General features: G+C 70.1%; 12 protein-coding genes and 2 pseudogenes. All 14 read right to left on the bottom strand.

Annotated elements, in window-relative coordinates; translation table 11 throughout:
• Positions 1-407 (bottom strand): HupE/UreJ family protein (locus tag JNK30_RS20695; protein ID WP_367118770.1); only part of this gene is annotated, 407 nt, incomplete at its 3' end.
• 80 nt (positions 408-487) lie between these two features.
• Positions 488-3,670 (bottom strand): CusA/CzcA family heavy metal efflux RND transporter, encoded by a 3,183-nt coding sequence (locus tag JNK30_RS20700; protein WP_293485279.1) that lies wholly within the window; start codon positions 3,668-3,670, stop codon positions 488-490.
• Between the two features lie 12 nt (positions 3,671-3,682).
• Positions 3,683-4,942: an HlyD family efflux transporter periplasmic adaptor subunit gene (locus tag JNK30_RS20705; protein ID WP_293485281.1), complete on the bottom strand. Its 1,260-nt coding sequence runs from the start codon at positions 4,940-4,942 to the stop codon at positions 3,683-3,685.
• Entirely contained in the window at positions 4,942-6,252 is a 1,311-nt protein-coding gene (locus JNK30_RS20710; RefSeq protein WP_293485283.1) for a TolC family protein, read from the bottom strand. The genes JNK30_RS20705 and JNK30_RS20710 overlap by 1 nt, the downstream gene beginning before the upstream one ends.
• A 50-nt stretch (positions 6,253-6,302) precedes the next feature.
• Entirely contained in the window at positions 6,303-6,680 is a 378-nt protein-coding gene (locus JNK30_RS20715; protein WP_293485285.1) for a hypothetical protein, read from the bottom strand.
• A 211-nt stretch (positions 6,681-6,891) separates the two neighbouring features.
• The gene (locus JNK30_RS20720; protein WP_293485287.1) at positions 6,892-7,236 is read right to left on the bottom strand and encodes a DUF3703 domain-containing protein; all 345 of its coding nucleotides are present in this window, start codon (positions 7,234-7,236) and stop codon (positions 6,892-6,894) included.
• A gap of 68 nt (positions 7,237-7,304) precedes the next feature.
• Positions 7,305-8,018, bottom strand: a complete 714-nt coding sequence (locus JNK30_RS20725; RefSeq protein WP_293485289.1) for an AraC family transcriptional regulator — start codon at positions 8,016-8,018, stop codon at positions 7,305-7,307.
• The gene (locus JNK30_RS20730; protein ID WP_293485291.1) at positions 8,015-8,659 is read right to left on the bottom strand and encodes a cation transporter; all 645 of its coding nucleotides are present in this window, start codon (positions 8,657-8,659) and stop codon (positions 8,015-8,017) included. The genes JNK30_RS20725 and JNK30_RS20730 overlap by 4 nt, the downstream gene beginning before the upstream one ends.
• Before the next feature lie 77 nt (positions 8,660-8,736).
• Complete coding sequence (locus JNK30_RS20735) at positions 8,737-8,928, bottom strand: hypothetical protein (protein ID WP_293485293.1); 192 nt, start codon at positions 8,926-8,928, stop codon at positions 8,737-8,739.
• A gap of 139 nt (positions 8,929-9,067) precedes the next feature.
• Positions 9,068-11,050, bottom strand: coding sequence for a heavy metal translocating P-type ATPase (locus tag JNK30_RS20740; RefSeq protein WP_293485295.1), 1,983 nt, complete (start codon positions 11,048-11,050; stop codon positions 9,068-9,070).
• Positions 11,047-11,640, bottom strand: coding sequence for a cation transporter (locus tag JNK30_RS20745; protein ID WP_293485297.1), 594 nt, complete (start codon positions 11,638-11,640; stop codon positions 11,047-11,049). Before JNK30_RS20745 ends, JNK30_RS20740 begins: the two co-directional genes overlap by 4 nt.
• The gene (locus JNK30_RS20750; RefSeq protein WP_293485299.1) at positions 11,637-12,050 is read right to left on the bottom strand and encodes a hypothetical protein; all 414 of its coding nucleotides are present in this window, start codon (positions 12,048-12,050) and stop codon (positions 11,637-11,639) included. Before JNK30_RS20750 ends, JNK30_RS20745 begins: the two co-directional genes overlap by 4 nt.
• 5 nt (positions 12,051-12,055) lie before the next feature.
• Positions 12,056-15,277: pseudogene (locus tag JNK30_RS20755) on the bottom strand (efflux RND transporter permease subunit); the annotation flags it as partial.
• An 11-nt stretch (positions 15,278-15,288) separates the two neighbouring features.
• Positions 15,289-15,414, bottom strand: a pseudogene (locus tag JNK30_RS20760) (efflux RND transporter periplasmic adaptor subunit); the annotation flags it as partial.

Genomic DNA, 15,414 nt, shown 5'->3' on the forward strand with positions numbered 1-15,414 from the left:
AAGGCGCCCAGGTTGTCGAGCGCCTTGTAGACGACCGACAGGCCGATGATCGCATCGATCAAGTAGCTTGAGACGCTGACGCTCGTGAGGACCCCCAGCAACAGGGTGGTCGAGTGACCCACGGCGAACATGGTCACGTAGATGCCGATGTCCTTCATCCGGTAGAGAAAGAAGATCACCCCGAACAGGAACAGCAGGTGGTCGTAACCGGTGACCATGTGCTTGGCCCCCAGGTAGACGAACGGCAGGAAGACCACGCCGGTCGTCTCCTGGATGTAGCCCTTGTCGCCCTCGGCGACCCCGTGGGCCAGGGCCTGGGAGAGGGCGCCGTCAATCAGCAGCAGGACCAGCATGAGAAGAAGAAGGATGGCTGATCGCCATCTGAGCAGAATGCTCCTTTGAAGCATGGCGCGAACCTCGGTGAAGACGGAGAGGTGGGCGGCCGCTCCCGACAAGCGGCCGCCAGGACGGTGTGAGGGGGGAAAGGTCACACCGCCTTTCGGCCGGGACGGAACGGCAGATGGTCCAGCCACGCCGGGCGTGGACGACCCGGGTCCGGCTCCCGTCCGTGGACGAGGCTGTAGAGCGCGGGCAGCACCAGCAGCGTCAGCAGGGTCGAGGAGATAATCCCGCCGATCACCACCGTGGCCAGGGGGCGCTGGACCTCGGCGCCGGCCCCCACGTTCAGCGCCATGGGCACGAACCCGAGGCTAGCCACCAGGGCGGTCATCAGCACCGGGCGAAGGCGCGTGAGCGCGCCCTCGCGGATGGCGTCGAGGGGCGTCTGTCCCTCTTCGATCAGGCCCCGGATGAAGCTGACCAGCACGACGCCGTTCAGCACCGCCACGCCGGAGAGCGCGATGAACCCGACGCCCGCGGAGATCGACAGCGGCATGCCCCGCATCATCAGCGCCGCCACGCCGCCGGTCAGCGCCAAGGGCACGCCGGAGAAGACGATGGCGCTGTCCTTGACCGACCGGAACAGGGCGAAGAGCAGGCCGAAGATCAGCAGCAGCACCACCGGCACCACCAGCTGAAGCCGCTTGGCTGCCGAGATCAGCTGCTCGAAGGTGCCGCCGTAGCTGATCCAGTAGCCCGCCGGGACCTCCACCTCGGCGCCCACCTTGGCCTGCGCCTCGGTGATGAACGAGCCCAGGTCGCGGCCGCGGACGTTGGCAGTGACCACGACCCGTCGCTTGCCGCTTTCGCGGCTGATCTGGTTCGGCCCCTTTTCCACCGCGATGGTGGCGACCTCTTCCAGCGGCACGAACGAGCGCCCGCCGGCAGAGGGCACCGGGATCTGCAGCCGCGCGATCGCGGCGGTGTCGCCCCGCACGCCTTCCGGCAGGCGCACGACCACGTCGAAGCGGCGGTCGCCCTCGAACACCTGGCCGGCGACGACGCCGCCCACCGAGGCTTGGACCACCTCCTGAACGTCGGCCAGCGAGATGCCGAGGCGCGCCAGCGCCGCCCGGTCCGGCGTGATCTGCAGGACCGGCAGGCCGGTCACCTGCTCGACGCCCACGTCCTCGGCCCCCTCGACGCCCTCGATGACCTCCTTCACCGCGTTGCCGAGAGTCAGCAGCTGATCGAGGTCGTCGCCGAACACCTTGACGGCGACATCCGCCCGCACGCCCGACAGCAGCTCGTTGAACCGCATCTGGATGGGCTGGGTGAACTCGTAGTTGTTGCCGGGGACCTTGGCGACGGCGGCCTGCATCTCCTCCACCAACTGGGCCTTCGGCTTGCGCGGGTCTGGCCAGTCCACGCGGTCCTTCAGCATGATGAAGGTATCGGCCACGGAGGGCGGCATCGGATCGGTCGCGACTTCCGCCGTCCCGATCTTGGCCACCACCCGCTCGACCTCGGGGAACTGCTTGATCCGCTTTTCCAGGGCGGTCTGCATCTGGACGGCCTGAGTCAGGCTGGTGCCAGGGATGCGCAGCGCATGCATGGCGATATCGCCTTCGTCCAGGTTCGGGATGAACTCCGAGCCCATGCGGCTGGCGGCGAAGCCCGAAATGGCGACGAGCGCCACGGCGACGGCGACGAACACCACGCGAAGGCGCAGGGCGGTGGCGAGGGCCGGCTCGTAGAGCCGGCGCGCGCCGCGCATGAAGAAGGAGTCCTTCTCCTCTACGCGGCCGGTCACGAAGAGCGCCACGGCCGCCGGCACGAAGGTCAGCGACAGGACGATCGCGAAGGTCAACGCCATGACCACCGTGACCGCCATGGGGTGGAACATCTTCCCCTCAACCCCGGTGAGGGCGAAGATCGGCACATAGACCAGGGTGATGATCAGCACCCCGAACAGCGACGGTCGGATGACCTCTCCCGAGGCCGTGGCCGCCAGGTCGAAGCGCTCATCACGAGTGAGCACACGGCCGAGCTTGTGCTGCGCTTCGCCGAAGCGGCGCAGGCAGTTCTCGACGATGATCACCGCACCATCGACAATCAGGCCGAAGTCGAGGGCGCCCAGGCTCATCAGGTTGCCGGAGACGCCGCCGCGCACCATGCCGGTTATGGTCATCAGCATGGTGATCGGGATCACGGCGGCGGTGATCAACGCCGCTCGGATGTTTCCGAGCAATAGGAACAGCACAACGATGACCAGCAGCGCGCCTTCGACCAGATTGGTCGCGACGGTCTTGATGGCGCGCTCGACGAGGTCGGTGCGGTCATAGATCGGCTCGGCGACGACGCCGGTCGGCAGCGCCTTGGCGGCGTCCTCCAGGTGCTTCGCGGCGGCCTGCGCCACCGTCCGGCTGTTCTCGCCGACCAGCATCATGACAGTCCCGAGCACCACCTCCTGGCCGTTCTCCGTGGCGGCGCCGGTGCGCAGTTCCTCGCCCATGATCACGTCGGCGACGTCGGCGACCCGCACCGGGACGCCGTTGCGGTTGGCGATCAGGATCGCACCCAGGTCCTCCCGTGTGGCGGCCTGGCCGGCGACCCGCACCAGGTACTGCTCGCCGTAGCGTTCGATGTAGCCGGCGCCCACGTTGGCGTTGTTGCGCTCCAGGGCTCCGATCACCTCCGACATGCTCACGTCGAACGCGGCGAGCCGCTCCGGAATGGGGGTGACGTGGTACTGCCGCTCGAAGCCCCCGATGGTATTCACCTCGGTGACGCCAGGCGTGTTGCGCATCTGCGGCCGGATCACCCAGTCCTGCAGGGTGCGCAGGTCCTCAGGCGTGTAGGCCCCACCGTCCGCCTTGCGGGCGTCCGGCTTGGCCTCGACCGTGTACATGAAGATCTCGCCCAGACCCGTGGAGATGGGTCCCAGTTCCGGCGTCAGGCCTTCCGGTAGCTGGCTCCGCGCCGCCTGGAGGCGCTCGTTGACGAGCTGGCGGGCGAAGTAGATGTCCGTCCCGTCCTTGAAGACGACGGTGACCTGGCTGAGCCCGTAGCGGGAGATCGAGCGCGTGTAATCGAGCCCCGGCAGGCCCGCGATCGCGGTCTCCACCGGGAAGGTGATGCGCTGCTCGGACTCCAGCGGTGAGAAGCCCGGAGCCTCGGTGTTGATCTGAACCTGGACGTTGGTGATGTCCGGCGTGGCGTCGATCGGCAGGCGCTGGAAGCTCCAGACGCCGATCGCCCCGAACACCAGCACGAGGGCGACCACGACCCATCTGAAGCGGATCGAGAGCGCAATGATGCGTTCAAGCATGACGTTGCGCTCCTAGTGGTCGTGGCTCGCGCCGGACTTGTCGATGTCCGCGCGGATCAGGAAGGCGCCGTCGACCACGTACTCGGTCCCCGGCTCGAGGCCACCCAGGACCTCGGTCCATTCGGGCGTGCGGCGGCCGATCTCCAGCATCCGCACCTCGTAGGTGTTCCCTACCTTGGCGTAGACGACCTCGAAGTCGCGGAACGGCTGGATCGCCTTGGTCCGCACTGCGAGCGGCGCGCTGGTGGTCCCCACCGAGACCACGCCCTTCACCCCCAGTCCGGGCCGCCAGGCCTCGCCCGGGTTGGTCAGATGGACGTGGGCGATCAGGGTCTGGTTGGTGAGGTCGGCGGTGGGCAGGACCGCTTCGACGGTGCTGGTCAGGCGATGGTCGCCAGCCAGGCTCACCACCTCGACCCGCTGGCCGACGCGGACGCGCTCGGCGTCGCGCGGATAGAGGAAGAACTCGGCGTGCAGCTTCGTGGGGTCGGCCACCACGAGGATGGGCTCATTGCCCGTCATGCCCCCGGTCGTGACGTTCTTCTTGACGATCACACCCGAGATCGGCGCGGTCACCGAATAGGTCTGCAGGCTCTCGCTGGACTCCACGCGCGCCAGGACCTGGCCCCGGCGGACGCGTTGGCCCAGTTCGCCGCTCAGGCTCACCACGCGGCCGGGATAGCGGGCGATGACGTCGCTCTGACCTTCGGGAATGATCTCGACGCGACCGTTGATCGGCAGGGTCTCGCCGAGCACGGCCGACCCGGCCTTCTCGGTGGTCACGCCGCCGGCGCGGGCCGCGTCGGCGGTGATGGTGGTGCGGCCCTCGTAGGACGAGTAGGCCCACTTGTGCGCCTTGCCTTCGTAGGTCGCGGCCACGCTCACGTCGAAGGAGTGCGGCTCACTCACGATCGCCGGACTGGTGAGGTAGTCGGCCTCGGGCGTCAGGGTGAAGCGATCGACCTTCGGACCGAGGCGAGTCAGCGCGATGCTCACCTGCACGCCCTTCGGGTCGACCGGCTTGTCGTTCTTGAAGGCGTAGAGCCGGAAGAGCGGCGCCGGCCCGTCTTCATAGAGCGTGATCTCAAGGGCGAAGTCGCCGTCCCGAAGCAGGCGGCCGCGGTGCGGTCCCCGTTCGAATTCCGAGGCGGCGGCCTCATGGGCCTCGCCTTCGGGCGCCTTGGCGGGACCCTGGCCGCAGGCCGCGAGGGCCGCTGCCAGGGCGAGGACGGCAGACAGGCGGCTGAGCCGCCGGGTCGAGGTGGCGTGCATCAGCGACGCTCCGCATTGAGGTTCGAGGAAGCGAGCGCCGCATGGCGCCCGGTGAGACGGTCGAGCGCCGCCTGGTCGAGATGGAACTGCCGCAGGACGGCCACGCGTCGCGCGCGTGCGTCGGCCAGCCCGCGTTCGGCCTCGGCGACATTGGCGTACTGGAAGCCGCCGCGGTTGAAGCCGTCGCGCACCTGCTCCACCGCCCGGATGGCCAGGGGAATGACGTCGGCGCGGAGCCGCTCGGACTCCGCCGCCGACGCCGCCATACGAGCCGTCAGTCTTGCGATCTCACGCTCGCGCAGGACGCGTTCCGCCGTGATGTCGGCGTCGGCGGCGCTGCGCTCGGCGACCGCGCGGTCGATCGCCCCCTTGTTGTTGTCGTGGAGCCGCAGCGGCACGCTGCCCCCCACCACCAAGGCCACGTCGCTGCCGTCGCCGAAGTAGCGGACTCCGGCCCGCACCGTGGGATCGGTGACGGCCCGCGACTGTTCGAGGCGCACGCTGGCTGCAGCGACCTCGCGCTCGGCCTCCAGCAGCGCCAGGTCGGCGACCGCAACGGGACGGTCCACGGTCGCCGGGGGTGCGACGCCGAAGAACGTCTCGAGGTTCAGGTTGAAGTCGGCGGATCCGCTCCAGAAGCGCGCAAGCGTGCTGCGGGCATTCTGCGCCGCGAGGCGGGCCTGGTCACGGTCGACCTCGGCCTGGGCGCTGTTGGCTCCGGCGCGCGACCCGGCGAACAGGGGGTCCCGGGCGGCGCGCACACGACGCTCCACGTCGGTCTGCGCCGACTGGGCCGCCAGCAGCCGCGCCTCGGCGATCAGCAGTTCGGCCTCGGCCGCCAGGGCCTCGGCGTAGGCCGCCTGCACATCGCGCAGGAGGTCCAGGCGACGGATGTCGCGGCGCCTCCGGGTGATCTCGGCGCTGGCGCGGGCCAGCCCCACGCGGGCCTCGCGCTTGCCGCCCCGCTCGATCGTCTGCTCGTAGCTGAGCGTCGCCTCGGTGCGGTCGAGCATCGCGTAGGCGCCGCTGCCGGTGAAGTTCTCGAGCTCCAGGCCGATCGATGGGTTCGGCTTGACCCCGGCCTGGCGAATGCTCGCCTGGCCGGCGGCGAAGCGCGCGTCCCAGCCCGCAGCGGAAGGATCGGCGCCGCTCGCCCGCGCCAGGGCGTCGTCGAGGTTGAGGGTCGGGCCGGCCGCCGGCGCCGGGGTCTGCGCGGAGGCGCCTGGCGGGCCCGTCACGGCGAGGAGCAGGCCGGCGATCAACGCCAGCCCTGGCCGCGCAAACGCGCGACCGCAGTAGGAAGATGACATGGTCTCTCTCGAAGCTGCAGATCAGAGGCGCGGCGGATTCGCCGCGCCGGTCAGGCGCGTTCGCTGAGAGCTTTGGGGGGCCTTTCCAGGCCAAAGATGCGAGACTGCGGCGAGCCCGCGTCCACGCGCATGAAGAGCGCGACCGCGTCCGACACCGCGACCTCCACGGTCACCGGCGAAAACAGGGCGGCGACCTGCGGTCCCTCGGAGTGGTGATGGTGGGGGCCTGGCGCCTGATCCAAGTCGCCCGCGCCCGTGGAACTGTCATCCCCGGCTTTGTCATGATCATGATCGTGATGATGGTCATGGTCCGCGCCCGCCAGCGTCATCGCAGGCGCGGCGTGGTCGATGGCCAGGGCATGCTGCACACCGTTGGTGACGGCCTGCGCACGCTCCATGACAATGGCCGCGCTCAGGATCATCAACATGATGACCAGCGCGCGCCGTACCGACCTGAGGCGCAAGGATGCGAGCATGGAACTCCCGTGAACGCACTCCTAGAGCGCTAGAAGCGAACTCGCAAGACGTGGAGGCCGCGGCACAACGCGCGCGGTCGTCACGGCGCGTCCCGCTTCGCAGTCCTGCCGCAAGCTGGTGGCGCTCCGGTTCGGCCAACGACCTCTCGTCTACCGGGTCGATCTAGCGGCACAGGTCGGCAAGGTCGGCCGCAATTGGCATCGGTCGGATCGGCGAGACGTTCGCGCCGCCGGTATTCCCGGCGGGCACCCAGCCCACCCAGGAGAACACGCCGCCCACGGCCAGTCGCAGCAGCTGACCCGCCACCTCGCGGCCGTCGCGGCGTCGCCAGCCGATGCGCAGCATCATCCAGTGCGTCCAGCTGTGCGGCGCGGCCCAGGGCTGCCCCAGGACGTGCGCGCGCTCCAGGCGCGCGAAGGCGGCGTCCAGGTCGCCGGCCGCCAGGGCCGCGCGCGCGGCCAGGGCTTCCGCGTCATAGGCGGCGCGGCGTTCGGGGGATCGGTTCATGCGAGGCTCCGGGTGGGTGCGCGGCAGCCTCGTAGCCCTCGGTTCGCAATCGCGCTTGAACGTAGCGGCTACCGCGCCCGGGTCGCGGCGAGCCGTCCGGCGCTGATGCCGAAGCACGCGCGCATGGTGCGCGCCAGATGCGCGCTGTCCGCGAAGCCGCACGCATGGGCGGCTCCGGTGATGTCCTGGCCGCCCGCGACGCGGGCCAGGGCACGGGCCATCCGCCGCCAGAGCAGATGGCGGCGGAACGGGATCCCGAAGGCTTCCACGAACGCGTGCCGGTAGCGGTCCGGGGAAAGGCCCGCGGCCGCGGCGGCGTCGGCGAGCCGCACCGGCCCGTCCGCCAGCGCCGCCTCGATCGCCGCCAGGGACGCCGACAGCGCCGGCGGGACGGGCCGGCGAGGGCGCGTTGAACCCATGAGCACCGGGGTCCAGAAGCGCAGCGCCGAGGCGCGCGCCTCGATGACCGTGGGGTCGGTCAGACGCGGCCGTAGCTCCGCCAGGGCGGTCTCCAGGAAGGTGCTGCCGCGGGTAGGCTCGAGGAACACGAGATCCACGTCGCCCTCAGCCTCCAGCGCATGGGGCTCCAGCGGATCGATCAGCAGGCAGCGGCCGGTCCAGGCCCGCCCGGCGCCGTCGCGCACGGTAACCGGCGCCTCGGCGAAGACCGCTTGCGCGGCCAGATGGCGATGCACGCCGTTGTCGCCCACGCCGCCCCGCCACCGCGCGCCGGCGGCGGTCATCTCGAGCGCACCCGCCCAGGCCGAGGCGCGCGAGCTCATGCGTGGTGGCCACCGGCCTCGAGCCCATCCGCCGCGCCGCGCAGCTCGGCGAGCGCCTGGCGGATGACCTGGAGGGCGCTCCAGAGCGCAAGGCTCGCCATCAGGACGGCCACCCCGAGGTCTGGCCAGGCCGAGCCTGTGCCAAACACGCCGGCCGCGGCCGCCATGACCGCAACGTTGCCGACCGCATCGTTGCGTGAGCACAGCCAGACCGAGCGCATGTTGGCGTCGCCCGAGCGATGCTGGAACAGCATAAGCGCGACGCCCACGTTGGCGATCAGCGCCAGGAAGCCCACCACGCCCATGGTCTGTGCGTGCGGCAGCCCGCCGTGGCTCGCGTTCCAGGCAGCGGCCGCCAGCACGCCCAGGCCGAACAGGCCCATGGTCGCGCCTTTCAGGAGCGCTGCGCGCGCCCGCCACTGAAGCGAGAGACCGACGACGGCCAGGCTGATGGCGTAGTTGCCGGCGTCACCGAGGAAGTCCGCGGCGTCCGCCCAGAGAGAGACCGAGCGGCCTGCGAAGCCGGCCGTGAACTCCACGATGAACATCCCGGCGTTGACCGCAAGCGCGATCCACAGCGCGCGCCGCCAGCGCGGGTCAGCTTTCGAGGGCGGGGGAGCACAGCAGCTGGCGCCCATCATGGACCTCCAATCCAGAACCTCCGCAGAGACTACATGCTCTAGCCGCTAGAGGATCAAGGCCTATCGACGCCGGCATTTCACCGAGGGTGCGGGTTGATTACCACCGCGCCCGGCGCAAAGGCGCGATGTGCCCGCCACTCCTCCCAGGCGTAGAGTCCGCCGATCAGGCCGGCGAACGCCAGGAAGGCGCCGCAGAGCAAGGCCAGTGCTCGCAATGTGGCGCGCGACACGCGGGGCGGCCGGGAAGCCTCGAAGTCCCGCTTCTTCATGGCTGCGCCTCGCCGGCCTTTTGCCCCACCGGCCGCGTCGTGTGGCGCCGCTCGCCCTTGGCTTGGGGTCGCACAGCGGCGCTGGCGGGGCCCGGGCGGGAGGCCGCAATGGCCACGACCGCCCGCTCGGATGCAGCGCTCATGCCGGAGCCGTCCCGCGTTCGCGCCATGCGAGCAGCCGCAGCGCGTTGGCGACGACCACGAGGGTCGATCCCTCATGGAACATCACCGCCGCCCCGATATTGAGCCCGAAGAGGGTGGCCGGAATGAGGAAGCCCACCATGCCCAGACTCACCCAGAGGTTCTGGCGGATGATCCGGCTCGTCTGACGACTGAGCCCCACCGCGAAAGGCAGATGGCGCAGGTCGTCGGCCATCAGGGCGACATCGGCGGTCTCCAGCGCCACGTCCGATCCCGCGGCGCCCATCGCGATCCCGACCGTCGCACTGGCCATCGCCGGGGCGTCGTTCACGCCGTCGCCGACCATGGCGACCAGGCCGCCCTCCTGCGCGCGCATTTGCCGGATGGCGTCGACCTTGTCCTCCGGCATCAAACCCCCGCGCGCCTCGGTCAGGCCGAGTTGCTTGGCGATCGCATCGGCCACGCCCTGATTGTCGCCGGATAGCATGACGATCCGCTTCAGCCCGAGCGCCCGAAGCCGGGCAATGACCTCGGCCGCTGCGGGCCGGGGCGTGTCGAGGAGGCCGATCACGCCCAGGAAGCGACCTGCGCGGCGCACCACCATCACGGTGCGACCCTCCCGCGCGAGGCGCTCGGCGTCGGCGGCGACCCCTTCCGGAAGCGCCTCGCCGAACAGCGCAGGCTTGCCGATCAGCACTTCGTCGCCAGCCACCCGGCCCCGCACGCCCTGGCCGGTCAGGCTTTCCACGCCCTCTGCCGCTGGGGTCGGACCCGACAGGCGCGCCGCACCTGCGGCCACCACCGCCACGGCCAGGGGATGGTCGCTCTGCGCCTCAACCGCCACTGCGGCCGCAAGCAGCTCATCCGCCGTCACCCCGATGGCCGGCTCGATCTCCGTCACGTTCGGCCGGCCTTCGGTGAGGGTGCCGGTCTTGTCGAAGGCCAGGGCCGTGAGCGTGCCCAGGTTTTCGAGCGGGCCGCCGCCCTTGACGAGGACGCCGCCCCGTCCGGCCCGAGCCACGCCGCTCAGCACCGCGCTCGGCACCGAGATTGCCAGCGCGCACGGGCTGGACGCCACCAGCACGGCCATGGCGCGATAGAAGCTGTCGGCGAAGGGCTCGTCGACGACCACCCAGGCGAGCATCAGGAGGCCAACCCCCGCCAGCACGGCCGGAACGAAAATTCGCTCGAAGCGGTCGGTGAAGCGCTGGGTCGGCGACTTCTGAGCCTCGGCCTCAGAGACCATGCGAACGACCCGCGCCAGCGCACTCTCGGACGCCAGGCGGGCCACGCGGACGTCCAGGGCGCCTGGACCGTTGATCGTTCCGGCGAACACCTTGTGCTCGGCCGGGACGCGGGAGAAGTCTACGTCCGGCTCGTCGCTCGGTCGCTTGTCCACCGGCACGCTCTCGCCGGTGACCGGAGCCTGGTTGACGGCGCTCTCCCCCGCGACCACCACGCCGTCGGCGGGCAGGCGTTCATTGGGCCGCACAAGCACGACGTCGCCGACCCTCAGCTCAGCCACCGCCACTTCAGCTGTCCCGTCAGGCCGCCGCACGGTGGCGTGTTCCGGCGCGAGTTCCGCGAGGGCTTCGATGGCCCGTCGCGCGCGACCCATGGCGTAGTGTTCCAGCGCATGCCCGAGGCTGAACAGGAAGAGCAGCAGCGCGCCTTCGGCCCACTCTCCCAGCATCGCGGCCCCGGCGGCCGCCACCACCATGAGGGTGTCGATCGCGAACTTGCGCTGCCGGAGGTTCTCGATCGCCTCTTGCACGGTGAACCAGCTGCCGAGCAGGTAGGCGGCGAGAAAGAGGCCAAGTGGCCCCCAGCCGGCCGCACCGGAGCGTTCGAGCAGCCAGCCGGCAAGGAGCGCGGCGCCGCTGCCGAGCGCGAAGATCAGTTCGGTGCGCTCGCCAAACAGCCCGCCGTGCGCATGGCCGCCGTCGCCGTCCGTATGGTCGTGGGACTTGGGGCCGTTCATGTCCGGACATCCTTCTGAGTGTTGGCGTCCTTGAGGATCTCCAGCCCGCCCTTCACGGCGATCAGCGCCACGACCGCGCCCACCACGAGGTCGGGCCAGGGCTGGCGCAGCCACAAGACCAGCCCGCCGGCGATCAGGATCCCGCCGTTGGACGCGAAGTCGTTGAAGCTGAATTTTTCCGCGGCGCGCATGTTGACGTCGTTGCTGCGGCCGCGCTGGATCAGCCGGAGGCAGGCCAGGTTGACGACCGCCGCCACCGCGGCCATCGCCATCATGGTCACCCCGACCGGCTCCGCGCCGACGTACCAGCGCCGCACGACGTCTGCGAGGACGGCCGCCGCGAACACCAGCAGCATCACGCCCGAGACCTGGGCGGCGCGGCGCTTCCAGGTGACGGCGCGCCCCACCGCCAGGAAACTCAGCAGGTAGACGGCCGCGTCCGATCCGTTGTCGACGGCGTTGGCCAGCAGGGCGCTGGAGTCCGCGAACAGGCCGGCTGCGCCGAGACCGAGGAAGAGGCCGGCGTTCAAGATCAGCACGATCAGCAGAATGCGCCGCTGCCGGTGGTCGGCGCTGCTGAGGGGGGTCATGGCGCCGCCTCGTCCGCGTGGCGGCCAGGTCGCCACACGACCGCGAGCCTGGCGACCTGGTCGCGAGGCACACCCAGCTTGGCCAGGTACGGCATGGCCGAACTATGGCCGCCCCCTTCGCCCCTCGCCCACAGGGCCGGAACCAGCGCGAGTTGGCGGCCCGCGGCGTCATACGCGATCACATGCAGATGGCCGCCGACGGGCCCGCGCCAAAGCGCGTCGCGGCGCACCATCCCGCGGACCACGGCCGGATCGTCGCCCACGCGCAGGTAGGCGCTGTCGATCCGGAGGTGCCCGCCGCCTTCGAGGGTTGCGGGGACGGCCGGCGGGGTCTGGCCTGTCGCCGCCAAGGGAAGCACCGCAAAGCCAAGCGCCGTGCCGAGCGCGATCCGCAAGGTCCGTTTCAGCATCCTCAATCCTCCACGCCTTCGTCTTTGCGATGCCGCACCGCCTGCGCCGCGAAGGCCGGCAGTACAAGCAGGGTCAGAGCTGTGGCCGTGAGCAGGCCGCCGATCACGACGGTCGCCAGGGGCTTCTGCACCTCGGCCCCCGCCCCTGAGGCGATCGCCATGGGAATGAAGCCGACAATCGCGACCAGGGCGGTGGTCAGCACGGCGCGCAGCCGGCTGGAGGCCCCCTCGATCGCCGCATCATGAGGCGAAAGACCGGCGGTGAGCCGTTCGCGGATCGCCTGCATGAGCACCAGACCGTTCAGCGTGGCGACACCGGAGACGGCGATGAGACCCACCGCGGCCGACACCGAGAACGGCATACCGCGCAAGAGCAGCGACAGGACGCCACCGACCAGGGCCAACGGCACACAGGCAAACACCAGGCCCGCCTCCGCGAACGAGCCGAGGGCCATGAACAGCAGAACGCCGATCAGGACGAACACGACCGGGATGACCAGGCCGAGCCGTTGCTCGGCGCGCTTGAGGTTCTCGAACTGCCCGCCCCAGGTGAGGGAGTAGCCCGGCGCAAGCTTCACCTGCGCCTTCACCTTCGCCTGCGCGTCGGTGACGAACCCGCCGAGATCGCGCCCCCGCACGTTGGCCTGGACCACCATGCGCCGGCTGCCGTCGTTGCGGCTGATCTGGTTCTGACCCTCGGCGACTTGTATGCGCGCCACCGAAGACAGCGGCACCGCGACGCCGGACGCGGTGGTCACCGGCAAGGCGTCGAGAGCCGCCGGGTCGTTCCGGGCCGCCTCGGGCAGGCGCACCACCACGTCGAAGCGGCGGTCGCCTTCGAAGATCTGACCGGCCTCGGCGCCGCCGATCGCGGCGGAGACCGCCTCCGAGACGTCCGCCGCCGAGAGGCCGTAGCTGGCGGCGGCGAAGCGATCGACGCTGATGGTCAGGGTTGGCAGGCCGGAGGCCTGTTCCACCCGCACGTCAGCCGACCCCTGTGTTTGCCGCAGGACGTTCGCGACCTGATCGGCCGTCGCCTGTAGTTGGGCGAAGTCGTCGCCATAGACCATCACCGCCAGGTCGGTGCGCACCCCGGAGATCAGCTCGTTGAAGCGAAGCTCGATCGGCTGGCTGAACTCGAAGCTGTTCCCCAGCTGTTGGCCCGCCACCTTCTCGAGGCGTTCGATCAGGTCCTCCTTGGGCAGTCTCGGGTCCGGCCAGGCCTTGCGGTCCTTCAGCACGATCACGGCGTCGGAGATGTTCGGCGGCATCGGATCGACCGCCGCCTCGGCCGTGCCGGTGCGGGAGAAGATGGTCTCCACCTCCGGCTGCGCCTTGATCGCCCGTTCGAGCTTCATCTGCATGGCGAGCGACTGCTCGAGCGAGGCCGAGGGAACCCGGAGCGCCTGCATGGCGATGTCACCCTCGTCGAGCGTCGGGATGAACTCGCGGCCGAGCACCGTGAAGGAGACCGCGCCGACGGCGAGCGTCGCCAATGCGGAGATCAGGACGACCTTCGGCCGGGCGACCGCGGCGCGGATCGCCGGCTCGATGTGCCGGCGTGCGAACCGGAGAATCCGGGTCTCATGCTCCACCGCGCGTCCGTCCTCGTCCACGTGGACGGTCTTCGGATCGCGCACCAGCAGCGCGGTCATCGCGGGCACGAACGTGAAGGAGAAGATGAAGGCGCCGATCAGGGCGAGCATCACTGTCGCGCCCATCGGAATGAACGTCTTGCCTTCCACCCCCTCGAGCATGAGCAGCGGGGTGAACACCAGGAGGATGATCAGCTGCCCGAAGGCGGCCGGCTTGACCATCTGCCGGGCCGCGGCGGCGGCGACGCCGAGGCGCTCCTTGCGGGTCAGCAGCCGGCCGAACTCGGCGCGGCGCTGACTGAGCATGAGCAGCGTGTTCTCGACCACGACGACCGCCCCGTCGACCAGCAGGCCGAAGTCCAGGGCGCCCAGGCTCATCAGGTTTCCGCTGATCCCGAAGCGGTTCATGCCGATGACGGCGAACAGGAAGCTGATCGGGATCATCAGCGCCGTGATGGTGGCGGCCCGAATGTTCCCCAGCAGCAGGAACAGGACCGCGATCACCAGGAGAGCGCCTTCGGTGAGGTTGCGCGCCACCGTTGCGATCGTGGAATTGACGAGCTCGCTCCGGTTCAGGACGGGCACGGCGACGATGTCGGGGGGCAGACTGGCCGCCACCTCTTCCAGCCTCTGGGCCGCCGCCTGCGCCACCGTGCGGCTGTTGCCGCCGGCCAGCATGAGGGCGGTGCCGATCACCGCCTCGTGGCCATCGCGACTGGCGCCGCCGAGCCGGGGGGCCTGCCCGATCTCGACCGTGGCGACATCCGCCACCCGCACCACCAGGCCGTTGCGATTGACAACCGGGGCCTGGGCGAGGTCCTGGGCCGTCTGAGCCAGGGCGTCGCTACGGACGGTCAGCGCCTCTCCGGCGCGTTGAATGAAACCGGCGCCGGCTTGGGTGTTGGCCCGCTCGAGGGCCCGGATCAGGTCGGCCAAGCTCAGGCCATAGCCCGCGAGTCGGGCCGGGTCCGGCCGCACCGCGTACTCCTTCACGTAGCCGCCGTTCACGTCGATGCCGGCGAGCCCCTTGGTGGTCCGCATGCGGGGCGCGATGATCCAGTCCTGGACGGTGCGCAGGTACGTCGCCCGCGCCTGCGGCGTCGTCAGCCGCTCGCCCTCGGGCGTCAGATAGGATCCGTCGGCCTGCCAGCCTGGCTGGCCAGGCCGGACCAAGGTGTTCGAGGCGAACGGCTCGAAATCGACCGTCCACATCAGCACCTCGCCGAGGCCCGTCGTGATGGGCGAGAGTTCCGGCTCCACGCCCTCTGGCAGGGTCTCCCGCGCCTGAGCCATCCGCTCCGCCACCTGCTGGCGCGCAAAATAGATGTCGGTCTGGTCCGTGAAGATGACGGTGATCTGGCTGAAGCCGTTGCGGCTCAGCGAGCGGGTGCTCTGCAGCCCCGGGATACCGGCCATCGCCGTCTCCAGGGGATAGGTCACCTGCCGTTCCATCTGCTCCGGCGCGAGCGCCGGGGCGATGGTGTTGATTTGCACCTGCCGGTTGGTGATGTCCGGCACGGCGTCGATGGGGAGCCTTGTCAGCTCGAAGAGGCCCACCGCCGTCACCAACAAGGTGGCGAGCACCACGAACCAGCGGAAGCGGACGGAGACCTCGATGATCGCTTTGAACATGTGTGCGCCTCCTAGTGGCCGTGCTCGGCCTCGCCCTTGGCCATCTCGGCCTTGAGCAGGAAGGCGTTGGTCGAAGCGATGCGTTCGGCGCCGGTCAGGCCTCGCAGGATCTCCGTGCGGCCGCCGGCCTGGCGTCC

Source organism: Phenylobacterium sp., from assembly GCF_016793225.1.
Taxonomy (GTDB): domain Bacteria; phylum Pseudomonadota; class Alphaproteobacteria; order Caulobacterales; family Caulobacteraceae; genus Phenylobacterium.